A 24,334-nucleotide genomic window follows, 5' to 3' on the forward strand; every position below is an offset into this window, starting at 1 on the left:
TAAAGTTGGGAGGAAACCGGCTTATGGAACAAAAGGCCAAGGAGGCAGCCTCGCACGCTGCGATTCCTGTGAGTATCTCGGCGATGCTCGTCACGCTGGGCGTGGTGTACGGCGATATCGGCACCAGCCCTATGTATGTAACCAAGGCGCTCGTTGCCGGCAACGGCGGCATCGGAAGCGTCACGGAGGAGTTCGTGCTTGGTGCGCTCTCCCTTGTCGTGTGGACGGTCACGCTGCTGACGACCGTCAAGTACGTGCTCATCTCGCTGCGCGCCGACAACCACGGCGAGGGCGGTATCTTTGCCCTGTACAGCCTGGTCAAGCGCTGCGGCAAGTGGCTCATCATCCCCGCCATGCTGGGCGGCGCCGCATTGCTCGCTGACGGCATCCTGACGCCCGCCGTTACCGTTACCACGGCCATCGAGGGCCTGCGCACCATCCCGGCGGTCCATGCTGTGTTGGGTGACGATCAGGGCCGTGTCGTGGCCATCACGCTTGCCATCATCATCGCGCTCTTCTTGGTACAACGTATCGGTACGGCCAAGATCGGTCACGCCTTTGGCCCCATCATGACGCTGTGGTTCCTGTTCTTGGGCGGCACGGGTCTGTTCTTTGTCTTCCAGCACCCCGCGGTGCTGCTGTGCCTCAACCCGCTGCGTGGCATCGGCTTTTTGTTGAGCCCCAACAACCACGCGGGCATCATGATTCTGGGCAGCTGCTTCCTTGCCACCACCGGTGCCGAGGCGCTCTATTCCGACATGGGCCACGTGGGCCGCGGCAACATCTACGCCACCTGGCCGTTCGTTAAGTGCTGTCTGCTGCTTTCCTATATGGGCCAGGGCGCGTGGCTTATCAACAACGCCGCCAACCCCGAGCTCATGGGTATCGCCGACCTCAACCCCTTCTACCAGATGCTCACCCCGGGCCTGCGTCCCTTTGCCGTCGGCCTTTCCACCGTTGCGGCCATCATCGCCTCGCAGGCGCTCATCACCGGCGCATTCTCGCTGGTGTCCGAGGCCAGCCGTCTGGACCTTATGCCGCACATGCAGGTCTTCTACCCTGCCGAGACCAAGGGCCAGCTCTACATCCCCATGGTCAACAACGTCATGCTTGTCGGCTGCGTCATCGTGGTGCTGCTGTTCCAGAACTCGGCGCATATGGAAGCCGCCTACGGCCTTGCCATTACGCTGACTATGATGTGCACCACGCTGCTGCTCTTCTTCTACCTGCACGAGGAGCGCAAGCTCAAGGTTGCTCCGTGGATCTTCGCGGCCTTCTTCCTTTTGCTCGAAGGCTTCTTCTTCGTGAGCTCGCTCACCAAGTTCTTCCACGGCGGCTACTTCACCATCCTCATGGCTGCACTCATCATGGGCATTATGGTGTGCTGGTACAACGGCACGGCGGTCGAGCAGCGCCAGTTTACGCTGCTGCCGCTGCGCAGCTACCTGCCGCAGCTCAAGCGCCTGCGTGACGACGACCGTTACGAGCGCATGAGCGACAACGTCGTGTACCTGACCAAGGACACCCATACCGACTACATCGACCGCGATATCGTCTATTCGATCTTGGACAAGCATCCCAAGCGCGCCCGCGCCTGGTGGTTTGTGAATGTCGAGACCATGGACGAACCGCACACCTTTGCCTATTCGGTCGAGACGTTCGGCACCGACTACGTGTTCCGCGTGCATCTGTACCTGGGCTACAAGATCAACCAGCGCGTCAATGCCTACCTGCGTCAGGTTGTTCAGGACCTGGCTGCCACCGGCGAGCTGCCGCCGCAGACGCATGACTACTCGGTCTACAAGGATCCGGGTAACATCGGTACGTTCAAGTTCGTCCTGATCCGTAAGCTTCTGGCGCCCGAAAGCGATGTGGAGCCCAGCGAGCGTACGGCCATCACGCTCAAGTACATCATTCGCCGCGCCGCCGGCACGCCTGCACGCTGGTACGGCCTGGAGAACTCCAACGTGAGCTTTGAGTACGTGCCGCTGTTCACCAAGTTCAAGGCCGTGAACAAGATGCAGCGCCTGGCTCCCAACGAGCGGCCGTAGACGTCGGCGGCTACACGGAGTTGGTTTTTGATGGATAAGCATGAGGCCGGGGAGGTAAACATGGATACAAAGGCGCTCGATGGCCGTGAGGCGGTGGTCGAAATGATGCGTGAGGCGCGTGTCGACGCTGCCGAAGATCGGTTCTTTACGAATCGGGCCAACATGGACATGGCCGATCGCGTAATTTCGATCGTGGCACTGGTATTTGGAGCGGTGTGCGTGTGTGCCCTGCTCGCGCACGTGCTGTTTGTCTAGCGACTGCCGGTCGTAGAAGGCTTTACACTTAGAACCACCACGAGGGAAAACCACCACAAAGGTGCCTGTCCCCTTTGTGGTGGTTTTTGTTTTTGAGGGAGGGGTACGGTGTCTATGGACGTCCGTGCGGACGGCGATATTGCCGATAACTTTTGGTGGCGGCGCACAACGCTGACGCGCCGCACTCCTCTGTATGACGCCTGCGTATCGGCGGGGCTGCTGGTCGCAGCGACGATTGTGGGCGCGCTGCTCGACCATCCGGGTCTCGCGCCGAGCATCATGATCGTCTATGTGTTCGCCGTTCAGCTGTGCGCATTCTTTACCTGGAGTCGCCTGTATTGCTTGCTGAGCTCGGCTGCCGCCGTGGCGCTCTACAACTTCTTGTTTGTCGACCCGCGCTACTCGCTGTCGCTTATCGACCGCGTCTATCCCGGCATGTTCTTCATCATGTTCGTGGTCTCGCTTGTGTCGAGCTCGATTGCGTTGGCCCTGCGCCGCGCCTTGGCGCAGGCTGCCGCCAGCGACCGTCGCACGCATATGGTGCTCGAGACTAACCGCATGCTGCAGCGGTGCGCCGACCAGCAGCAAATTATCCATGCCATGGCAACGCAGCTGGCGCGTCTTTCGGGCTGTCCGGTCGTGTGGTACAGCGCCGACGCCGACGATGATGACCTGCTGCCGCGTGCGACATACACGGCCGTGGGCGATGCCGCGCCGGTGCACGAACTGGCGCCGCAGATGCCGCCGCGGCTCTCGGCGTCCGCCTATGTGGGAACGCCGCTCGATGCCACCTATGGCGGCTCGGCGCTTTATGGCATCTACCTGACGGTCCGCACAGGTGACGGCTTCGTGCGCTCGGGCGACCCCGCCTCGGTGGTGGGCGTGCTGGCTATCGTTGCCGAGCCCGACGTGCTGACGCACGAGGAGCGGACACTTGCCGATGCCATCGTGAGCGAAGGCGAGCTGGCACTCGATCGCGCCCGCGCCATGGAGGCCCGCGAGGAGGCGGCGGTGCTCGCCAAAAACGAGCAGCTGCGCGCCAACCTGCTGCGCTCCATCTCGCACGACCTGCGCACGCCGCTCACCAGTATTTCGGGCAATGCCGATGTGCTGCTCGACCAGGGCTCGACCGGCACCGCCGTGCTCGATAGCCAGACGCGCCGCGGCATGCTTCTGTCCATTCGCTCGGATGCGCAATGGCTCAACGCCACCGTCGAGAACCTGCTCGCCATCACCAAGCTCGAGGGCGGCGGTATGCGCCTGTCGACCACGCTCGAGCTCATGGACGATATCGTCGAGGAGGCGCTGCGCCACGTGAACCCTGCCGTGCGCGAGCACGACCTTAAGGTGGTGGCGTGCGATGAGCCGGCGCTCGTCAACGTCGATGCGCGCCTGATGGTGCAGCTGGTGGTCAATCTGGTGAACAACGCCATCACCTATACGCCCACAGGCTCGCATATCGTGATCTCGATTAGCGTCGACGATGGTCGCGTGGCGTGCTCGGTGGCCGATGATGGTCCGGGTATCGCACCCGAGGATCGCGAGCGGATCTTTGAGTCGTTCTATACCGCCAACCATGGTCTGGCCGACAGCCACCGCAGCGTGGGCCTGGGTCTTTCGCTCTGCCGTTCCATTGCGTTGGCGCATGGCGGTAGCATAGAGGTTGCCGCGGCGGACCCGCACGGTTCGGTCTTTACGATTGAGCTTCCCGCCGCCGACGTTTCGTTTGATAAGGAGTAGCGCTGTGTCGAACTCTGCCGTAAAACCGCTCATCTTGGTCGTTGAGGACGACCCAGCTGTTCGCAACCTTATCGTTGCCGCGCTCGAGGCGCACGGCTTGCGCCATATGGCCGTGGAGACCGCCCATGCCGCCATCGCCGCCGCCTCGTCGCAGGCGCCGAGCATTGTGCTGCTCGATCTGGGCCTGCCCGATATGGACGGCGTCAAGGTGGTGGAGTCGGTGCGCGCATGGTCGGGCATGCCGATCATTGTGGTCTCGGCACGCAGCGAGGATGCGGACAAGATTCGCGCACTCGATGCCGGCGCCGACGACTATCTGACCAAGCCGTTTTCGGTCGAGGAACTGCTCGCGCGCATTCGCACGACGCTTAGGCGTCTTTCGTATGCGCAAACGGGTGGCGTTGCCTCCGAGGGCTCGTTCGATACCGGTGAGCTGCATATCGATTTTGATGCCGGCATCGCCACGATGGATGGCGAGGAGCTGCATCTGACGCCGATCGAGTACAAGCTCCTGTGCCTGCTGGCGCATAACGCCGACAAGGTGCTGACGCACCAGTTTATCCTGCACGAGATTTGGGGCACGGCAACTAAGAGCGATCTGGCGAGCTTGCGTGTCTTTATGGGCACGCTGCGCAAGAAGATCGAGTCCGACCCCGCGCATCCGCGCTATATCCAAACGCATGTGGGTATCGGTTACCGATTGGTCACCCAAGGCTAGATTGCCAACCACCATCCCACTATGAGTTGCGGTGAAATACGGTCTAAATTTGCCTAATTCCAGGCAAAACAGTCCGTATACCACCGCAACTTTGTTATTTGCCCTTGGGCTTGCTGGCGTAGAACTTCTTCTTTTTGGGCTTGCCTGCGCAGGCGGGCTTGCCGTCGCCGCGCGGCCCTCGGTCGCCGGCCTGTGCGTGCGCGTGCGCTGCCGCATGGGGCTTGCGGGCCTCGGGGTTGCGCAGCTCTTCGGTTCGCTCGGCAATTTCCTCGGCGCTAAAGCCGACCTCGGCCATGGCATCCTCGATGGGCAGTCGGCGCACGATATAGCAATGGTGCACCTTCTGGTTGCGTGCGAAATCCTCGGGGATGGTCTGCGCCGTAATGTCCTCCAGCACGGCGCCCGCGCGTGCGAGCTTGCGCGTCTCGGGGCGGAAGCCGCGCAGGTTGCAGCTAAAGATGGCATGGCCGCCCTGCGCGAGCAGGCGCGATACGCCAGCCAAAAGCTCAACATGGTCGCGCTGGACATCCCAGGTGCGACGGCCCATCTTGGACGAGTTCGAGAACGTGGGCGGGTCGACAAAGATCAGGTCCCAGCGGTTGCGCGTCTGGCGCTGGTCGCGAATCCAAGCGAGCACGTCGTCGCGCACAAAATGATGCTGAGGCCCCACAAAGCCGTTCTGGCGCATGTTGCGCTCGGCCCAGTCCAGATAGGTATTGGAGAGGTCGACCGTCACGGTCTCCTCGACGCCGCCATCGGCCGCGTAGCAGGTGGCAGTGCCGGTGTAGGCAAACAGATTGAGGAAGCGGCGCGCCTGCTTGGCGTGCTCGCGCACCAGGTTGCGGGTGACGCGGTGGTCCAAGAAGATGCCGACGTCCAGGTAGTCGTCAAAGTTGACGGCAAAGGTGAGGCCGCCCTCTTCGATGAGCGGCAGGCGACGACGCGCGATATTGGCGCGCTCACCCGAGCCGCCCTTGCCGGCGCCCTGCTTGCCGTACTGCGAGCCGCCGCGCGAACGCATGCGGGCCTTGGCGTGCACATGCTCGGCGGGAACATCTAGGATGCGCGGCGCGATGGCCAGAATGTCGAGCATACGGGCCTGGGCCAGTGCGGGGTCGATGGTCTTGGGCGCGGCGTATTCGGCGATGACGAGCCAGCGGCCCGGCGTCTGCGGGCAACCCTCGTACAGGTCGATAGCGGCGGAGTAGTCGGGCAGGTCGGCATCGTAGACGCGGTAGCAGCTCACGCCCTCGCGCCTGGCCCACTTGCGGCGCAGACGGGCATTCTTGCGCAGGCGGTTGGCGAACTGCTCGGACTCGGGGATGAGCACGGGCAGCGGCTTGCCGTCGCCCAGGTCGAGCATGGCGGCAGGCTCGGGCATGGCGGAAGCGGCGGCTTCATCGTTGACTTCGTTGGCATCCGCAGCCTCGGCCTCGGCATCCGCACTGGTCGCAGCCTCAAACGCTGCGGCGGCGTGGTCGAGCGAAGGCCAGACTTCGACGGTCGCCTCTTCGTTGTTGGGCATGACGGCGATCGAGCGCTCGGGCTCGGTGTGGAGCGCGCGGGCCAGCAATCCGTCGCGGGTGAGCGCGGCGACCGGCGCCGCGGCAAGCTCGGGCGCGCGGCGCAACTCGCCGATGAGCGTCATGGTGTCATGCATGAGCGAAAGCGGTGTCTCGGTCGTATCCGCGACCACGGCGGCGCCGGCGACAGCGCCCGCGTGGTCCAGTACGGTGGCGGACTTGGCGGCGCAAAAATCGACAAAGCGCTTGTAGCCGGCACATTTAACCATGCGCTCAGCGGTTTTGCGGGCGGCGGGGTCAACATCCACGGCCACGATGCGCGCCTGGCGCTCGCGCGCTGCCGCCTCGCGCCCGCGCGCCTCGGCAAGCAGCTGCTCCCACAGGGCGGCATCGTGCAGCTGCCAGCCCTCAAAGCCCCAGCGCTCGCGTGCGGCGCCCGGGGCGCGGTCGGTCAGAATGTTCACGGCCTCCAGCAGCAGACCGCCGCCGGCGCACGAGGCATCGATCAGCGTGGGAAGGGCTTCGTTCTCGTAATCGTCGGCCGTCAGCTCGCGCTCGCATAGTGCGGTCCAGCCGACCTGCGCCAGCACCAGGGCGGCGTAGTCGGGGCGCAGCACGTGCGCGCCCTCGCCGGCGCGGGTCGCTGCGGGCGGTAGGCGTTTGAACAGCGGGTCGCCCGAAAGGTCCAGGCTGATGCTCGCGCGGCGCTGACGCAGCGAAAGCAGCAGGTGAACATCGGGATCGGCGGCGTCGACATCGGCGCGACGGCCCGTGGTTTCGGCCAAGCGGTCGCACAATGCGTCCTTGGCGCGCAGGGCCGAGAAGCGCGTGTTGCGCAGCTGCTCGGTCACGCCGCGGGCGGTAATGGCGATGGTGGCGCCGGGGCGGACGATGCTCTCCCAGGCGATGTCGTAAACGCTATCGTACAGTTCATCGGCATCCTGCGCCTCAAAGCGCCCGAGTACCACGAACACGCGGCTCGCCAGGCGCGACCACAGACAGGCGCGGTAGCCTTCTTCGAGCTCGCCCTCAAACGTAGCGCGGCCTTTCAGGCGGCGGACATGCGAAAGCCCGAGGCGTTTAAGCTCATCGGCGAGTGCGGACTCAAAGCCCTCGGGGCAGCTTGCGTAAAATTCCATGGGTGACCTCTCTGGTTGCGTCGCTCCATTATATGATGGATGCTTCGTTTGCCCTTATCCTCGAAAGGAACCCATATGATTGATGCGTGTCCCGAACCCGCTGTGCTCTTTTTTGACGTGGACGGCACGCTGACGTCGTTCGATCCCGACGATATGACCGATAAGGACTTTTCGGCGGTTCGCCCTTCGCAGACGGTGGTTGAGGCGTTCCATGCACTGCGCGATGCGGGGCACAAGGCGTTTATCTGCACGGGTCGTCCCCTGTGGCTCATCGCGGACAGTTTGCGTGCGCTCGACCCCGCGGGCGTCGTTGCCATGGCGGGGGCCACGCTCGAGGTCGAGGGCCGCGTGGCACACGAGGACTGCATTGACGAGGACATTGTTGAGGAGCTCGCGCGTCGCATTACTGTGGCGGGCGGCGAGGCGTTGTTCGAGACGAACGGTGCCACCTATTCACTTGAGCCAGTTGGTGTCGAACAGTCATTTCTGCTAGGCGCCGGCGTGGTGCATGGCGTTGATCAGATGCGCGTCGATGGGCATTTGCGCGTAGGCAAGGTGTGCATTAACGCGTGCGACCTAGCTCGCGTAGCCAACGACGATGGCTTTATCGAGCGCGAGTTTGAGCTGTGCAACACCGGTGGTCAGAATCGCGAGCTGAGCCCCAAGGGCATCGACAAGGGCGTGGGCGTGGCGCGAGCGCTGGAATACCTGGGTCGCACCGGCAACGCGCGCACCTTTGGCTTTGGCGATTCCGGCAACGATCTGGGTATGCTCGCCGCCGTCGAGACGGCTGTAGCCATGGGCAACGCCATGCCCGAGGTCAAGGCAGTCGCCGACTACGTGACCGACGATGTCGCACACGATGGCACCGTCACAGCGATGCAACATTTCGGCCTCATCTAATGAATCTCGCCTTCTGACGTTTGCTCAAACTGCGACTCTTTGCTTTTGCATGCTCAATCGATTTATCAATCCAAACACTGAGGTGTTTATACCGTTCGCCGAGAAGATAAAAACCCGCAGTTCACGCCTTGATAAACGTAGGTAAAGTGTTTAGCAGTTTATCGGCCGTATGCTAACGAAAGGAATCAGGCAGATGGCAATCAAGGTGTTCGCTGACGGTGCAAATCTCGAGGGCATGCTCGACATGTACGAGAACGGCAACGTTCAGGGTTTCACGACCAACCCGTCCCTTATGAAGAAGGGCGGCGTGACGGATTACCGCGCGTTTGCCAAGGAGGTCCTGGCCCACATCACCGATGTGTCCGTGTCGTTTGAGGTCTTTGCCGACGACGTCGAGACCATGGAGGTCGAGGCCCGCGAGATCGCTACCTGGGCCGAGAACGTCTACGTCAAGATTCCGTGCGTGACCACCAAGGGTGAGTCCACCGCCGAGCTGGTGCGCAAGCTTTCGGCCGACGGCATCAAGGTCAACGTCACCACCATCTTTACGCCTACGCAGGTCGACGAGATGGTCGAGGCCGTTGATGCCGAGACACCGTCCATCATCTCGCTCTTTGCCGGCCGCATCGCCGATACCGGCGTCGACCCCATTCCGTTTATGACGGAGTCGGTCAAGAAGGCCGCCGCCAAGCCCAACTGCGAGGTCCTGTGGGCATCCACGCGTGAGCTTATCAATATTTACCAGGCGGAAGGATGCGGTTGCCAGATCATCACGGTGCCCAACAGCATCCTGGCCAAGCGTAAGAACATCGGCCGTGACCCGTACGAGGTCTCGCTCGATACCGTGCGCGGTTTTGCCAAGGATATCGCCTCGCTCGGTTTCCATATCCTGCCGTAACGCGAACGCTGGCTACATCGCGGGTTGTTCGCCCCGGCCTTTCCTTTCCCTATCGCTCACGCGCTTCGCGAGGGTCGCGCTAGGCAAAGGAAAGGCCGGGGCTGCCGACACGAACTTGCCGGTAGGTTGGTGATAGGCTTCCATATCCTGCCGTGGACAAAGGTACCCCCGCCTGCGCCGTGCAAAATTGAGAGTATTCAGCAAGGTAAAGGCTTTTACCAGCTGGGTGAAGCATGGAACAGCCCCCGTTTTGGCTCTGATGACGCTAAAACGGGGGCTGTTTCTTGCTTTTTCGTCTCTGAGGGGCATCCGGAACGGTGGAATTTGCAGAATACTCGCGATTTTGCACGTCGCGAGAGGGGGGACCCTTGCTTTGGCGGTTTACTTCCCCTGCACCATGGTGAGGGAGATCTTCTTGCGGTCGCGATCGACCTTTTCGACCCACACCTTGACCGTGTCACCGACGCGCACCACGTCGCTCGGGTGCTTGACGAAGCGGTTGGCGAGCTTGGAGATGTGTACGAGGCCGTCCTGGTGCACGCCCACGTCGACGAAGGCGCCAAAGTCGACGACGTTGCGCACCGTGCCCTTGAGTTCCATGCCGGGCTCCAGGTCGTCGATCGAAAGCGCCGAGCGGCTAAAGACTACCTCGGGCGCGTCGTCGCGCGGGTCGCGACCGGGCTTCTTGAGCTCGTTGACGATGTCGATGAGCGTGAGGGTGCCGCAGTCCAGGTCGCTTGCCAGCGCCGAGATGCTGCCCAGGCGGCGCTCGATATCGGGCACGCCGCCGCGGCTGAGCTCGCTTGCCGCAACGCCGGCGCGCTCCAGGACGGCCGTGGCCACCTCGTAGCTTTCGGGGTGGACGCTTGTCGCGTCGAGCGGGTTCTTGCCGCCGCTGATGCGCAGGAAACCTGCGGCGTTGAGGTACGCCTTGGGTCCCAGCTTGGGGACCTTCTTGAGCTGGCGGCGATCGGTAAAGGCGCCGTTTTCCTCGCGGTAGGCCACGATGTTTTTGGCTACGCTCGGCGTAATGCCCGACACGTAGCCCAGCAGGCTTGCGCTCGCGGTGTTGACGTCGACGCCCACACGGTTGACGACGTCTTCCACCACGTGGCCCAAGGTGCGCGAAAGCTCGGCCTGGTCAAGGTCGTGCTGGTACTGGCCAACGCCGATGGACTGGGGCGGAATCTTGACGAGCTCTGCCAGCGGGTCTTGCAGACGGCGGCCCAGGCTCATGGCGCCACGTACGGTGACATCCAGATCGGGATACTCCTGGCTCGCGAGCTCGGAGGCGGAGTACACCGACGCGCCCGCCTCGTTAACAATGGTGTATCGCAGCCCAGGCGCCTGCTCGGCAATGAACTCCGAGACGACTTCCTCGGTCTCGCGGCTGGCGGTGCCGTTGCCGATGACGATGGTGTTGACGCTGTCCTTCTTGACGAGGCGGGCGAGCTCGCGCTTGGTGCCGGCGACGTCGTGGCGCGGCTTGGTGGGATAGACCACGCCGTGGTCGAGTAGCTTGCCGGTCTCGTCCATGACGGCGACCTTGCAGCCGGTGCGGTAGCCCGGATCGAGCGCGAGCACGCGGGCGCCGCGCACGGGGCGCGCCGAGAGCAAGCCCTCGAGATTCTTGGCAAAGACGTTGATGGCCTCGGTCTGGGCACGAACGGTGAGTTTGGCGCGGGCCTCGCGCTCCAGCGAGGGGGCCATGAGGCGCTTGTAGCCATCGGCGATGGCGGCGTCAAAGACGGGAGCAAACACGCCCTGGCGACGGGGCCAGCGGCTGCCGAGGCGTGCCGTAGCGGCAGCGCCGTCGACGTTCACGCGCACGCGGAGCTTGCCCTCGCGCTCACCGCGGTCGATAGCCAGCACGCGGTGGTTGGGTATACGGCGCAGCGGCTCATCATAGCTGTAGTACGGCTCGTAGGGGGTCTTCTCGGCGGGGTCGGTGGCCTCGACGACGATGTCGGCGGTGTTTTGCGTAAAGGCGCGCAGATCGGCGACGTTCTCGGGGTCCTCGGCCACCGTCTCGGCCACGATGTCGGCGGCGCCGGCGAGCGCCTTTTCGGGCGTGTCGAAGCCGGCCTCCTCGTTGACGTATGCCGCGGCGGCGTCGAGCGCGCTGCCCTTGGCCGAGGCCTGCATGATGATCATATTGGCGAGCGGCTCGAGTCCCGCCTCGCGGGCCTTCTGTGCTCGGGTCATGCGCTTTTTGCGGTAGGGTTTGTAGAGGTCCTCGACGCGCTGGAGCTGCGTGGCCTCGCGAATCTGCTGCTCAAGCTCGGGCGTGAGCTTGCCCTGCGCGTCGATGAGCAGGATGACGTCCTCTTTGCGCTGCTCAAGATTGCGCAGGTAGGACAGGCGCTCGTCGAGCGCGCGCAGGGCGACGTCATCCATGCCGCCGGTGGCCTCTTTACGGTAGCGCGAGATAAAGGGGATGGTGTTGCCCTCGTCGATGAGCTTGACGGCTGCCTCGACGTTGGCGGCCTTAAGGTTGAGCTCGCGCGCGAGCTGGGCGATAAGATCCATGGGACTCCTTGCGTTTAAGGTGCGTTTGCAGCACAGAGCTACCAAGGATACCACCCGTCCCAAAAGACTGTTTTGGGGCCGCGCCATGAAAGCGGCCTATCTACTACGTTTGAACCGTGTGGGTCGACCATCCCCCGGTTTTCCGAAAAGTGGCAAGCCGTTTACCTGCGGTTTTTATTCCGCGAAATTTGGCATGGTTGAGGGCGATCGGTTAAACGTAGTAGATAGGCCGCTTTCGTGGCGAACGAATCAAGCTGAGGTGCAAAAAGGCCCCCATCTCAGAAAAATCGTCAGCGAAGTAGCAAAAAGCCCCGCGGGCAGGAGGCTGCTCGCGGGGCAAAGAAGAGGGGCTTATTTGTGGCGGACCGAGGGGCTCGGCATGGGGTTTCTGTCGCGGCCGCTCTTAAGGCGTTACAGCTCGACGAGCTGGCCGGTCTCGGCGGCCTCCTTGACGGCGTTGAGAAGCGTGAGCGTCTTGACGTTGTCGGCCGGCGTCACGACGGGCTCGACCTCGCGGCGGACGACCTTCACAAAGTGCTTGAGCTGCATCTTGTGGGGAAGCGCCGGGTCGACGGCCGGAATCTCCATCTGCAGCGGCTTGTGCCAGTTAGAGGCGCCGTCGTAGGAGAACTGGTGCAGGCGGGGCAGCGACAGGGCGCCCAAGGTTCCGCCGATAAAGTAGGCGTCAGCGTCGAAGGGGCGGTACTGCGGATCCTCGCGAGCGGTTGCCTCCCAGTTCCAGGGGCTGGCGGTGGCGTCGGAGATGGTCATGCTCGCGAGCGCGCCATCGGCAAAGCGGACGTTGACCACGGCGGAGTCCTCGGTCTCAAAACCGCGGGCGGCGCTGGACTGCATGCCCTGGACGGCAACGGGCTCGCCCAACAGGTAGCGGAGCAGGTCGACGTCGTGCACCAGGTTGACCAGGATCGGGCCAGCACCCTTCTTGCGGCGCCACTCGACATCGAAGTACTCGTCGTTCTTATAGATCATGTAGTGGAAGCTCGACACGGTGAGCTTGCCCAGCTCGCCGGACTCGATGATCTCCTTGGCCTTGTTGACGAAGGGGTTGTGGCGACGGTGCTGACCCACGAGCACGGGCACACCGGCGGTCTCGGCCTCGGCGGCGAAGGCCTGGGCATCCTCAAGATCGTTGGAGATCGGCTTTTCGACCAGCGGCACGATGTTGCGCTTGATGGCCTCGCGAGCAACGCCCAGGTGCAGGTCGTTGGGGGTGGCGATGATGACGGCCTCGGGCTTGACCTCGTCCATCATCTGGGCGGGATCGGTAAAGAACGGCACGCCGGCGGCCTCGGCCGTGGCGCGGGCGCCCTCAAAGGCGTCGGCGATGGCGACGAGCTCGGCCTCGGGCTCCTCGGTGACAAAGCGGATGTGGTTGCGGCCCATGGCGCCGGCGCCGATGACGGCAATGCGGACGGGGTTGAGCTCAGACATTTCGACTCCTTAATGCTGGTGGCTGGCGAATGTGGCAAAGGGACTGTCCCTTTGCCACATTGGTATAACTAGGCGGACTTCTTCTTGCTGTCGGAGACCATCATGTAGACGGTGAGCACGACGGCGATGGCGGCGATCACGATGGCGCCGTAGAAGGACTGCTGGTAGGCAGCGCTGCCGGCCTCGGCGTGATACAGCACGGCGGTGATGGGCTGGCTGATCCAGGTAGAAGCGGCATAGCCCAAGAACATGATGCCGTAGTTGACACCGATGTTGCTGGTGCCAAAGGCGCCACCGGTAAGCGGCGGGTAGATGACGAGCAGGGCGCCAAAGCTAAAGCCGAGCAGGGCGAGCGCCACAAAGAACATGCTCTGCGTAAAGCTCATCGACATGATGACGAGTGCGACGATGGTGACGACAAGGCTGATGAGCAGCGACTTGTAGGCGCCGAGCTTGTCGATGATCTGACCAAAGGACAGACGGCCGACCAGGTTGGCGCAGGTGTTGACGGAGACCACCACGCCACCGAGGGCGACGGCCGCGGCGCTCGTGGGGTCGGCGAAGAGCTGGACGGCGGCGATGGAGGCAACCTTGCCCACGAGCAGGGTGCCCGCGGTGGCGGCAAAGGCGAAGGTGACGATGAGGACCCAGAAGCGCGGGGTCTTGACCATCTCGCCTGGGGTGAGGTCGCCGAAGGTGCCGGCGTGCGCACCGCCCTTGGGGGCCTCGAAGCCCTCGGGCAGCCAGCCGACCTCGGGGGCCTTCAGGAACAGGGCGGAGGCGGCGATCATTACAAAGAAGATGACGCCGAGTGCCTTGAGGGCGCCAAAGATGCCGAGACTCGGGATGAGCAGCGAGGCGAGCACCGGGGACAGCACGGCGGGGCCGGCGGTGGAGGCGGCAAGGGTGATGCCGGAGGCGAGGCCCTTCTTGTCGATGAACCACTTTTGGCCGGTGGTGAGCGCCGGGTTGTAGCCCAGGCCATTGCCGATGGCGGCGACGAGCGAGAACCACAGGTAGAACTGCCACGGCTCGGTAACGGTGCCGGACATGAACCAGCCCAGGCCGTAGCACACGGCGGCGGCGATCACGACGTTGCGCGGGCCGATCTTATCGGAGATGCGGCCGGCGAAGATGCCCGTTACGGCCATGATGGTCTGAAAGACCGGGAAAGCCCAGGTAAGAGCGCTGGACCACTCGGGGTAGACGGCGAGCAGGTTCTTGCTCACGACGGAATACAGCGCGATGGAGCTGATGAAGAACATGGTGACGCACGCGGCGGAAAGCACGACGGCGCGACCCTTGTTGGAGTTGGTGGAAGCCATTGGACTCTTTCTAATCGATGCGGGGGAGGGGCAGGCGTCACCGCGAGCCTCCCTGTCAGGCTGGTTTACTGGTCAGTGGGCTTTGCGACGCCAGACTCGTCGGACCAAAGCTCGACACCCTTGTTCTTGAGGTAGTTGTCGGCAAAGGCTCGACGGCCGCCGGGCTTGGCGGTGAGGTCGCCCATCATATTGGAGAAGCCGCCATCGACCTTGATGGCGTCGCCGGTGGTAAAGTCCGAGCGCTTGGACGCCAGGAACATGACGGCGTTGGCGATATCACTGACCTCGCCGATGCGGCGCGTGGCGATGAGGCGGCTGCGGCTCTTCTCGACCTCGGGGTCGGCGTAAAAGCTCGCCGACATCGGGGTCTTAACAAAGCAGGGCTCGACGCAGTTGGAGCGCACGCCGTAGGGGCCCCACTCGGCGGCGAGCATCTTGGACATCATGTTGACGCCGGCCTTGGTGGAGCTGTACACGCCCGAGAACGTCTCGGGGGAGTGGCTGGCAACGGTCGAGATGTGCACCAGGCGACCCTGGCCAGCCTTGATCATTTCGCGACCAAAGCGCTGCGAGGTGATGAAGTAGCCGGTGAGGTTGACGTTGATGACCTCGTTCCAGTCGGAGAGCGGCAGGTCCTCCATGGCTGCGAAGCGCAGGATGCCGGCGGTGTTGACGAGGACGTCGACACGGCCGAAGTTGGCGATGGTGGCGTCGACGGCAGCCTGAACCTCGGCCTCGTCGGTGGCGTTCATCTTGTAACCCTCGGCGTGGATGCCAAACTCGGCAGCAAGGTCGGCGGCAGCGGCCTTGACCTTCTCCTCGTCCAGGTCGAGCAGGACGACGTTGGCGCCGTTGCGGGCGAACTCGCGGCAAATCTCGACGCCCATACCGCCGAGCGCGCCGGTCACGGCGCAGACATCGCCCTCGAGCTTAAGCCAATTGCTCATAGGAACTTCCCTTCTTATGCCTCCCGGTGGGTCGCTCCCATTAACCGACCCACGTGGTTTTCGCTGGTTATCGTATGCTTTGCATTTGCGCAGGTGAATTGCATATTTGTTAGAATGGCGTTAACCATAGGTTTACACTGTGCGATGCAGTTTATTCTCAATTGAGCGCATGACCTGCGAAAACAACCTCCTGTGGCACCATGTGGCCACGGGCGCGAAAACGGGAGATTAACGTGTACGATCGACGACTTGAGGCCATATCGGCCGCCGCGGAGCTGGGAAGCTTCTCGCGCGCGGCGGCAAAACTACGTGTGTCGACCCCGGCTCTCGTCAAACAGGTGTCGGGGTTCGAGGCCGAGTTTGGCATCACGTTGTTCGAGCGCTCGCATTCGGGCGTTAAGGTGACGCCGGCGGGTGCGCTGCTGGTAGACGATGCGCGCTCGATCATGCGTCAGTCCGAGGATGCGTTGCGCCGTGCCCGACGCGCGGCGGGCGATGGCGGTGCCGTGCGCCTGGGCGTGTCGATGATGTGCCCGGGGCGCCAAACGCTGTCGATGTGGTCGGGCATCCACGATCTGGAACCGTCGCTGCGATTTGAGATCGTGCCGGTAAGCGATCTCTACGACGAGCGCGAGACCGTCATGCGCAGCTTGGGCCGCGAGGTCGATGTGGTGCAATCGAGTTTTTCAACCCCACGCTGGGGTGATGCCTGCCAAAAGCTCCTTATCGTCAACGTACCGTTTTATATTGATGTGCCGCGCACGAGCCCGCTGGCGCGCAAGAATCGCATTACGGTTGCCGACTTGGAGGGTATGCGTCTGCGCGTACTGCGCCACGGCAACGACGCCATGGACAGCCTGCGCATCGATCTTTTGGCCGATGGCGGCGTGGACGTGATCGACGTGGACAGTTTTGACTTTGCGCTCTTTAACGAGGCGGAGGAAAAGGGCGACGCGGTGCTCACTTGCGGGGCGTGGTCGGGCGTGCACCCGGCTTTTGTAGGCGTGCCGTTCCTATGTGGCCGCGAGGTGCCGGTCTTCTTGCACTACCCGCTCGAGCCCACCCTCCAAGTACAAAAATTCGTCAACGCCATGGCCCAACTCCTCAAGTAGCTTACACAAAACGAGGCCCTGGCCAAACGGCCAGGGCCTCACTAACCTTTATTCCGTTTTAAACAACGGGCTGATTGCGCGCAGGAGGGTGCCCCGGGGCGGCGGGGTATTTCCTCCGCGCGCAGTTTCGCAGCGAAGCGAGAATGTTTGAGCACGGAGGAATTACCCCGCCGCCCCGGGGCACCCTCCGTCAGTAACCGTTCCTACTCCAGCTCAAACGCACCCGTGTACAGCTGGTAGTAATACCCGCGCTTGGCAATCAGCTCATCATGGTTGCCGCGCTCGATGATGCGGCCGTGATCCAGGCAGATGATCGCGTCAGAGTTGCGCACGGTGGACAGGCGGTGCGCGATGACAAACGTCGTGCGGCCCTCCATGAGCTTATCCATGCCCGCCTGCACGATGGCCTCGGTGCGGGTGTCGATGGAGCTCGTGGCCTCGTCCAGAATCATTGCCGGCGGATCGGCGACGGCGGCGCGCGCGATCGAAATCAGCTGACGCTGGCCTTGCGACAGCTGGGCACCGTTGCCGGTAAGCATGGTGTCGTAGCCGTCGGGCAGGCGGGTGATAAAGTCGTCCGCGCCCGCGAGCTTGGCCGCCGCGATGCACTCCTCGTCGGTCGCATCCAGGTTGCCGTAGCGGATGTTATCCATCACGGTGCCGGTGAACAGGTTCACGTCCTGCAGCACGACGCCCAGCGAGCGGCGCAGATCGGCCTTGCGGATCTTATTGACGTTGATGCCGTCGTAGCGAATCTTGCCGTCGGCAATGTCATAGAAGCGGTTGATGAGGTTGGTGATGGTCGTCTTGCCGGCACCGGTGGCGCCGACAAACGCGACCTTCTGGCCCGGCTTGGCAAACACGGACACGCCGTGCAGCACCTCGTGGTCGGGCGTGTAGCCAAAGTCGACGTTGTCCATGACCAGGTCGCCGCGCAGCGGCACGTACTCGATCTCGCCGGTTGCGCGGTGCGGATGTTTCCATGCCCACATGCCGGTGTGGTGGTCGGCCTCCTCGAGCTCCCAGGTTTCGGGGTTCACCTGTGCGTTGACGAGCGTCACGTAGCCTTCGTCGGCCTCGGGCTTCTCGTCGATGAGCTCAAAGATGCGGTCGGCGCCGGCGAGGCCCATGACCACGGCGTTGATCTGCTGCGAGATCTGGCCGATCTGTCCGCAGAACTGCTTGGTCATGTTGAGGAACGGCACCACGACGGCGATGGACAGCGCCATGCCCGAGATGCTCAGGTTGGGCGCGCCCAGCGCCAGGAAAATGCCGCCCGCCAGTGCGACCAGCACGTAGAGCAGGTTGCCCAGGTTCATAAGGATGGGCATGAGGATGTTGGCGTACATGTTGGCCTTCTGGGAGACCTCGAAGAGCTTTTCGTTGCGCTCGTCAAAATCGGCCTCGGCGGCAGACTCGTGGCAGAACGCCTTGACGACCTTCTGGCCGTTCATGACCTCCTCGATATGGCCCTCGACCACGCCGAGCTCGGTCTGCTGCGCAATGAAGAAGCGCGCGGAGTTGGAGCCGAGCAGCTTGGTCATAAAGGTCATAAAGGCGACGCCGGCGATGATGACCAGGCACATCCACACGCTGTAGTACAGCATGATAAAGAACACCGTGACGATGATGATGATCGTCATGAGCAGGTTGGGCAGCGACTGGCTGATCATCTGACGCAGCGTGTCGATGTCGTTGGTGTAGTGGCTCATGACATCGCCGCGCTGGTGCGTGTCGAAGTAGCGGATCGGCAGGTCCTGCATGCGGTTGAACATCATCTCGCGCAGCTTCTCCAGCGAGCCCTGCGTGACGATAGCCATGGCGCGGTTCCAGAAGAGCGAGGACAGGACGCCGACGCCGTAGATGCAGGCGAGGGTGGTCACGAGCTGTGCGATCTTGGGCTGCGCGGCTTCCCAATCGCCCGACTGCCACGATTCGCCAATAATTTGCAGGGCGCTCTGCAGGAAGGTCGCGCCGATGGAGTTGATGATGGCGCAGAGCACCACGCCGGCGACGACGAGGGGCAAAAGCACGGGATAGAAGCCAAAGAGCGTCTTGATGAGGCGCGACATGGTGCCGCCCTTGCGGTTGAGCGCGCGCTCGGCGGTCGTTGCCTTACTCATGGGCCTCGCCTCCTTCTTGAGTCTGAGCTTGCGTTGCGGATGCCTCGGTGTCGGCCTCGACGGCCCCTTCGCCCTCGGCGCTCATCTTGTTTTGCGAGGTGAAGGTCTCGCGGTAGATCTCGCTTGTCTTAAGCAGCTCGTCATGGTTGCCGATCTGCGCGATACGGCCGCCCTCCATGACGATGATACGGTCTGCGTCCTGCACGGAGCTGATGCGCTGGGCGATGATGAGCTTGGTCGTGTTGGGCAGATAGCTTGCCAGTCCTGCGCGGATCTTTGCGTCGGTCTTGGTGTCGACGGCGCTGGTGGAGTCGTCCAGGATCAAGATCTTGGGGCGACGCAGCAGGGCGCGTGCAATGCACAGGCGCTGCTTCTGACCGCCCGAAACATTAGAGCCGCCCTGTTCGATCCAGGTGTCGTAGCCCTTGGGGAAACCGTCGACAAACTCGTCGGCGCAGGCCAGATGCGCTGCCTCGCGGACTTCCTCGTCGGTGGCGTTCGGGTCGCCCCAACGCAGGTTCTCGGCGATGGTGCCGCTAAACAGCACGTTTTTCTGCAGCACCATGGCGACCTGGTGACGCAGCGCGTCCAGGTCGTAGTCGCGCACGTCCACGCCGCCCACGCGCACAGCGCCTTCGGTGGTGTCGTACAGGCGGGCGATGAGGTTAACGAGCGTGGACTTGGCCGAGCCGGTGCCGCCGATGATGCCGATGGTCTCGCCGCTCGTAATGTGCAGGTCGATATCGTCGAGCGCCTGGCGCTTCGCATGCTTGGAATACTTAAAACTCACGTGGTCAAAGTCGATGGAACCGTCGGCAACCTCGAGCACGGGCTCGGCGGGATCGGCGATCGTGGGCTCGGCGGCCAGCACCTCGGCAATGCGGTGTGCCGATTCGTCGGCCATGGTCACCATGACAAAGATCATCGACAGCTGCATCAGGCTCATGAGAATCTGGAAACCATAGGTAAAGGTCGAGGAGAGCTGGCCCACGTCGAACAGCGTGCCCTGGCTCGTGATGATGAGCTTGGAGCCCAGGTAGATGATGACGACAAACGCGCCGTTGACGCAGATGTTCATCATGGGGTTGTTAAAGGCGAGCAGCTTCTCGGCGCGGGTGAAGTCCGTCTGGACATCGCGCGCGGCGGCCGCGAACTTCTCCTTCTCAAAGTCTTCGCGTACGTAGCTCTTAACCACGCGCATGCCGGTGACGTTTTCCTCGACGGACTCGTTAAGGGCATCGTACTTGTGGAACACGCGCGAGAAGATGGGGCGCACCTTAAAGATGATAAAGAACAGCCCAAAGCCCAGCAGCGGAATGATGACCAGGTAGACCATGGCAACGCTGCCGCCCATGATAAATGCCATGGTAAAGGCGAAGATCAATACCAGCGGCGCGCGCACGGCGATACGGATGATCATCATAAAGGCCTGCTGCACGTTGTTGATGTCGGTGGTCAGGCGCGTGACGAGCGAGGAGCTCGAGAACTCATCGATGTTGGCAAAGCTGAACGTCTGGATTTTGTAGAACAGGTCGTGACGCAGGTTCTTGGCGAAGCCGCAGCTCGCATGGCTGCAGGTGACGCCTGCCGCGGCGCCAAAAGCAAGCGATGTCAGCGCGATGAGCACCAAAAGGCCCGCGGTGGGAAGCATCTCGGCTACGGTGGCGCCGTCTTTGATGGCGTCGATCAGGTTGGCGGTGATAAATGGAATCAGCATCTCGCAGAGCACCTCGCCAAGCACGAGCAACGGCGTGGCAACGGTGACTTTCATATAGTCGCGGATGCTGCCCATGAGGGTTTTAATCATCCAGTTCCTCCCAGGTTACGCGGATTTTATCGAGCATTTCGGCGAGGTCCTCGCGCTCGTCATGGGTGAGCGCGCTAAAGGCCTGCTCTCTAAAGCGAATGCGGGCCGCCTGGTCGATGCGGGCGTTTTCCCGGCCGGTTTCGGTCAGGCGAATGGTGAGCTGCCGTCGATCCTTGGGGTTACGGCTGCGCTCGATGAGGCCGTTGAGCTCGAGCTTGGACAGGATCTCGGAAAGCGACCCCGGCTTGAGGTCAAAGTGCATGCCGAGTTCCTGCTGCGACATCTCGCCGCCGGGTTGCTTGGCCAGCAGGCAGATGATGGGCGCCTTGCCGGACACGCCTCCGCCATGAAAATGCATGTAATGGCCGCAAAAGCCCAGGCCGCTCAGGATGCGCTTGGCGAGTTTGTCTTCGGCGCTGACCGCTTCGGGTATGTCTACCGGTTGCGACGGGTCACCGCTGGGCTCATGCGGAAGGACGAGTGGTTCAACACACATATCTAAGCTTCGCTCCTTTCTTTAGTTAGGTAGTTGAATTGTTTTGTGCCTAACCAATTTAGGAGCACGGTAAATAAATGTCAAGGTACCAAACTTATTATGTTCGAGCGGCACTTAGGGACGTTCCTTATGTGCCGGCATTTGGGGACACTCCTTGTGTCGACTAGTCATTTAAGAACGTCCCCAACGACTAACTTCCTCCTTCCCGCAACCTTTCCGCAACAATTCGTCCTCTGCGGTGCCAGCGCCCGTTCACAACGTCCCCTGCGCTACACTTAGTCGCACTGTGGCGCTGCCGCGCCGCGCCCGAAACAAGGGAGACCCTCATGAAGAATACTCAGCTGCTGCTGATTAACGATATGTGCGGCTACGGCAAGGTCGCGCTTTCCGCCATGCTGCCGGTGCTGTCGCACATGGGCTACCGTATCCATAACCTGCCGACGGCACTTGTGTCCGATACGCTCAACTATCCCAAGTTCTACATCCACGACACCACCGAGTACGTGCGCCAGAGCCTCGCCATCTGGGAGGAGCTCGGCTTTGAGTTCGACGCCATCTCGACCGGCTTTATCGTGACCGAGGAAGAGACGCGTATCATCTCGGACTTTTGCCACCGCCGCGCGCAAAAGGGCACCAAGGTGTTCGTCGATCCCATCATGGGCGACAACGGCAAGCTCTATGCCGGTGTGCCCGAGTCCACGATTGGCCTTATGCGGCACCTGCTGGAGTGCGCAGACTACGCGGTGCCCAACTACACCGAGGCCTGTCTGCTCGCCGATACGCCTATTGCAGAGCAGATCACGCCCGATGAGGCCCGCGCCCTTGTGGACGCCGTGCGCGAGCTGGGTGCCAAGTCGGTGGTCATTACGAGCGCCGTGGTAAATGGCACGAACGCGGTTATCGGTTACGACCATGTGGCGGGGGAGTACTTCACGATTCCCTTTGAGCTCATTCCGGTCTATTTCCCGGGCACGGGCGATACGTTCTCGGCGGTGCTCATGGGCCGCGTTATGGCAGGTTGGAGTCTGCAGCGCGCGACGTCCGATGCCATGCGTGTGGTGGCTGAGCTTATCGAGCGCAATGCCGACCAAGAGGACAAGTCGGCCGGCCTTCCCATCGAGGCCTGCCTGGATGTGATTGACCATGAGTAACGCTGGCGAGGGCGGCGTCAAGCCTGCGGGCGAGAACAGGCCGCTCGGCGCGCCGCGTGGCAAGCGGCCGCGTATCCGCGTGAGCTGCGTGGACCAGCTGGGGACGTGCCGCTGCCACCATGGTCACAAGCCGGGCGACGTCTTTGACTTTGACCGAGACCGCGGCAAGATGTGCGCCATGGCCTGCCATGTGGGCTTTCCCTATATCGATATCCTGCGCTATGGCGGAACCGTACCTGGCAACGAGCCTGGTACGGCAAAGTTCTGCTGCCCCGAGGTCGATACGTTAAACGTCTGGCTCGCCGAGATCGTCGACGAGTAGCCGAGCGAGGATTTTCTCCCATTGAAACATTGAGCGTGGATTTTCTCCCGTTTTGGGCGCGATTGAACGCTCAAAGTGGGAGAAAATCCACGCTCGATTTGTATATGGGAATCATGAGCTCGCTTATGCTTAGGCGCTCTCGTCTATATTCTGTATGCGAGTAAGGTCAAATTTCTGCATTTCATCCAATTTCGGTACTAAAAATTTCTGCATTTCATTGATAATAGTCGATATAAATTTCTGAATTTCATTTATCGTGGCGAAGGGAGAGCTTATGTTGCGCAGGAAAATCGCAGACGAGCTTAATCGTTGGCAGAGATTCATCGAACGAAAGGCGCTGCTCGTCACGGGTTCTCGCCAAATCGGCAAGAGCTACTCGATTCGCGAGTTCGGTAAGTCGAACTACGCAACCTACATCGAGCTCAACCTCATGGAAAATCGCCAGGCAAGGGACGCTCTCCTCGAGGCGCGAGATGCCGATGATTTCATTAGCAGGGTGACGCTTCTCTCGGGAAAGTCGATAGCGCCGGGCGAGACCCTCGTGTTTATCGACGAGGTGCAGGAGGCGCCGGACATCATGACGATGGCCAAGTTCCTTGTCGAGGACGGCCGTTGTCGCTGGGCATTCTCGGGGTCCATGCTTGGGACCCAATTCAAGGGCGTCAGGTCTTATCCCGTGGGGTACGTCCATGAGCTCAGGATGTTCCCGCTGGATTTTGAGGAGTTCAGCTGGGCAATCGGGGTGAGCGAAGAGGCGCGGCGCTCGATTTGCGATGCGTGCCGCAACGAGACGCCGGTTCCTGGTTATATTCACGACGCAATGATGGCAAACTTCAGGACCTATATCGTCGTCGGCGGTATGCCGGAGATCGTGCAGCGCTTCCTCGACACGCAGGGTGATCTGGCATCTGTCCGCCAGCTCCAGTCCGAGCTGAACGGGCAATACCGTCGGGATATCTCGAAATACGCGAACGGGCGCGCGCTCCAGGTGCAGAGTATCTTCGACCAGCTTCCTGTCATGCTGGAGGGCGAGAACAAGCGTTTCGTGCTCAACTCCATAGATCCCAAGGCGCATTACGAGAAATACCAGCGAGATTTTGTCTGGCTTGTCGATGCCGGCGTCGCTCTCAAGACCGACATCGTGACCGAGCCCAAGTCCCCACTGCTTAAGACGGCACGGGCGTCCCAGTTCAAGCTGTACCAGTCCGATATCGGGATGCTGATGGCCCGTTATCCTATCGGGGTCGCCCAGGCGGCGTACCTCGACAGCAAGGAGCCCAACCTCGGCGGCGTGTACGAAAACGTGGTGGCTCAGCAGCTGGCTGCCCAGGGAAGAGGGCTGTATTACTACCAGACCAAGAAACGGGGCGAGGTCGATTTCGTGATTGACGGCCCGGATGGGACGTCTGTGCCCATCGAGGTTAAATTGGGGACGTATTACCATGCGCACGCCGCGTTGAACCATGTGCTAGAAACGGCCGAGTATGGCGTAAAGCGCGGGATTGTTTTCTCGAGAGGCAACGTTGAGCGTGACGGGGGCGTTCTCTATCTGCCTCTGTATGCGACTTGGACCCTTCCGGATGTTTTGGGCGACTCCCGTGTCGAGGGGATAAAGCTGGAGGTCAAACCTGTCTAGGAATGTGACAAATGGACAGTCCCTTTGTCACATTGAGCTCGTCGGTGAGTATCGAGCGAGGATTTTCTGCCGTCGAAATATCGAGCGTGGATTATCTCCCGTTTTTGGAGCTATTTCGCGCTCAAAGTGGGAGAAAATCCACGCTCAATTTGTATGCGGGAGATAATCCACGCTCGTTTTATGCCAATGGCGCACCTCGCGAGCTCG

At 61.9% G+C, this 24,334-nt stretch carries 18 protein-coding genes; 10 read left to right on the forward strand and 8 right to left on the reverse strand.

What is annotated here, in order from left to right:
• Positions 1-23: 23 nt before the first annotated feature.
• From ACRX4W_RS05525 to ACRX4W_RS05540, 4 genes are all read left to right on the forward strand, one after another.
• Positions 24-2,051, forward strand: coding sequence for a KUP/HAK/KT family potassium transporter (locus ACRX4W_RS05525; RefSeq protein ID WP_432299559.1), 2,028 nt, complete (start codon positions 24-26; stop codon positions 2,049-2,051).
• A gap of 60 nt (positions 2,052-2,111) precedes the next feature.
• The gene (locus ACRX4W_RS05530) at positions 2,112-2,306 is read left to right on the forward strand and encodes a hypothetical protein (protein WP_250787186.1); all 195 of its coding nucleotides are present in this window, start codon (positions 2,112-2,114) and stop codon (positions 2,304-2,306) included.
• Positions 2,307-2,420: 114 nt separating this feature from the next.
• Complete coding sequence (locus ACRX4W_RS05535) at positions 2,421-4,046, forward strand: sensor histidine kinase (RefSeq protein ID WP_432299562.1); 1,626 nt, start codon at positions 2,421-2,423, stop codon at positions 4,044-4,046.
• A 4-nt stretch (positions 4,047-4,050) separates the two neighbouring features.
• Entirely contained in the window at positions 4,051-4,764 is a 714-nt protein-coding gene (locus ACRX4W_RS05540) for a response regulator (protein ID WP_215693931.1), read from the forward strand.
• 94 nt (positions 4,765-4,858) lie between these two features.
• Here ACRX4W_RS05540 and rlmKL read toward each other — a convergent pair whose 3' ends face one another.
• Positions 4,859-7,426: a bifunctional 23S rRNA (guanine(2069)-N(7))-methyltransferase RlmK/23S rRNA (guanine(2445)-N(2))-methyltransferase RlmL gene (rlmKL, locus tag ACRX4W_RS05545; RefSeq protein WP_432299564.1), complete on the reverse strand. Its 2,568-nt coding sequence runs from the start codon at positions 7,424-7,426 to the stop codon at positions 4,859-4,861.
• Positions 7,427-7,501: 75 nt separating this feature from the next.
• Between rlmKL and ACRX4W_RS05550 the strand changes: the two genes are divergently transcribed.
• The gene (locus ACRX4W_RS05550; protein ID WP_158558636.1) at positions 7,502-8,329 is read left to right on the forward strand and encodes an HAD hydrolase family protein; all 828 of its coding nucleotides are present in this window, start codon (positions 7,502-7,504) and stop codon (positions 8,327-8,329) included.
• 193 nt (positions 8,330-8,522) lie between these two features.
• Positions 8,523-9,227 (forward strand): transaldolase, encoded by a 705-nt coding sequence (locus tag ACRX4W_RS05555; protein WP_199580544.1) that lies wholly within the window; start codon positions 8,523-8,525, stop codon positions 9,225-9,227.
• A 381-nt stretch (positions 9,228-9,608) separates the two neighbouring features.
• On the opposite strand, the gene ACRX4W_RS05560 is transcribed toward ACRX4W_RS05555, so the two are convergent.
• The 4 genes from ACRX4W_RS05560 to ACRX4W_RS05575 all read right to left on the reverse strand — a co-directional run bounded on the left by ACRX4W_RS05560 (position 9,609) and on the right by ACRX4W_RS05575 (position 15,480).
• Positions 9,609-11,756: a Tex family protein gene (locus ACRX4W_RS05560; protein ID WP_432299567.1), complete on the reverse strand. Its 2,148-nt coding sequence runs from the start codon at positions 11,754-11,756 to the stop codon at positions 9,609-9,611.
• Positions 11,757-12,167: 411 nt separating this feature from the next.
• On the reverse strand, positions 12,168-13,208 hold the full coding sequence (locus tag ACRX4W_RS05565; RefSeq protein ID WP_117773867.1) for a Gfo/Idh/MocA family oxidoreductase: 1,041 nt from the start codon (positions 13,206-13,208) through the stop codon (positions 12,168-12,170).
• 68 nt (positions 13,209-13,276) lie between these two features.
• Positions 13,277-14,533, reverse strand: a complete 1,257-nt coding sequence (locus ACRX4W_RS05570) for an MFS transporter (protein WP_432299569.1) — start codon at positions 14,531-14,533, stop codon at positions 13,277-13,279.
• A 65-nt stretch (positions 14,534-14,598) separates the two neighbouring features.
• The gene (locus tag ACRX4W_RS05575) at positions 14,599-15,480 is read right to left on the reverse strand and encodes an SDR family NAD(P)-dependent oxidoreductase (RefSeq protein ID WP_124786612.1); all 882 of its coding nucleotides are present in this window, start codon (positions 15,478-15,480) and stop codon (positions 14,599-14,601) included.
• Between the two features lie 233 nt (positions 15,481-15,713).
• Between ACRX4W_RS05575 and ACRX4W_RS05580 the strand changes: the two genes are divergently transcribed.
• Positions 15,714-16,592, forward strand: coding sequence for a LysR family transcriptional regulator (locus tag ACRX4W_RS05580; RefSeq protein ID WP_161194440.1), 879 nt, complete (start codon positions 15,714-15,716; stop codon positions 16,590-16,592).
• Between the two features lie 203 nt (positions 16,593-16,795).
• Here ACRX4W_RS05580 and ACRX4W_RS05585 read toward each other — a convergent pair whose 3' ends face one another.
• From ACRX4W_RS05585 to ACRX4W_RS05595, 3 genes are read right to left on the reverse strand one after another with little or no spacing between them, the layout of a single operon-like run.
• Positions 16,796-18,715 carry an ABC transporter ATP-binding protein gene (locus tag ACRX4W_RS05585; RefSeq protein WP_117773874.1) on the reverse strand — a complete coding sequence of 640 codons (1,920 nt, stop codon included), beginning with the start codon at positions 18,713-18,715 and terminating at the stop codon, positions 16,796-16,798.
• Positions 18,708-20,522 (reverse strand): ABC transporter ATP-binding protein, encoded by a 1,815-nt coding sequence (locus ACRX4W_RS05590; RefSeq protein ID WP_117773875.1) that lies wholly within the window; start codon positions 20,520-20,522, stop codon positions 18,708-18,710. Before ACRX4W_RS05590 ends, ACRX4W_RS05585 begins: the two co-directional genes overlap by 8 nt.
• Positions 20,515-21,018 (reverse strand): MarR family winged helix-turn-helix transcriptional regulator, encoded by a 504-nt coding sequence (locus ACRX4W_RS05595; protein WP_117773876.1) that lies wholly within the window; start codon positions 21,016-21,018, stop codon positions 20,515-20,517. Before ACRX4W_RS05595 ends, ACRX4W_RS05590 begins: the two co-directional genes overlap by 8 nt.
• A 326-nt stretch (positions 21,019-21,344) precedes the next feature.
• Between ACRX4W_RS05595 and ACRX4W_RS05600 the strand changes: the two genes are divergently transcribed.
• The 3 genes from ACRX4W_RS05600 (at position 21,345) to ACRX4W_RS05610 (ending at position 24,127) form a co-directional block, all read left to right on the forward strand.
• Entirely contained in the window at positions 21,345-22,169 is an 825-nt protein-coding gene (locus ACRX4W_RS05600) for a PfkB family carbohydrate kinase (protein WP_117773877.1), read from the forward strand.
• Positions 22,162-22,491 carry a TIGR04076 family protein gene (locus ACRX4W_RS05605; protein ID WP_197032192.1) on the forward strand — a complete coding sequence of 110 codons (330 nt, stop codon included), beginning with the start codon at positions 22,162-22,164 and terminating at the stop codon, positions 22,489-22,491. The genes ACRX4W_RS05600 and ACRX4W_RS05605 overlap by 8 nt, the downstream gene beginning before the upstream one ends.
• Before the next feature lie 274 nt (positions 22,492-22,765).
• Positions 22,766-24,127 carry an ATP-binding protein gene (locus ACRX4W_RS05610; protein WP_432299574.1) on the forward strand — a complete coding sequence of 454 codons (1,362 nt, stop codon included), beginning with the start codon at positions 22,766-22,768 and terminating at the stop codon, positions 24,125-24,127.
• Positions 24,128-24,334: the final 207 nt, after the last annotated feature.

Origin of the sequence: Collinsella aerofaciens, from assembly GCF_964283865.1 — a bacterium.
Classification (GTDB): Bacteria; Actinomycetota; Coriobacteriia; order Coriobacteriales; family Coriobacteriaceae; genus Collinsella.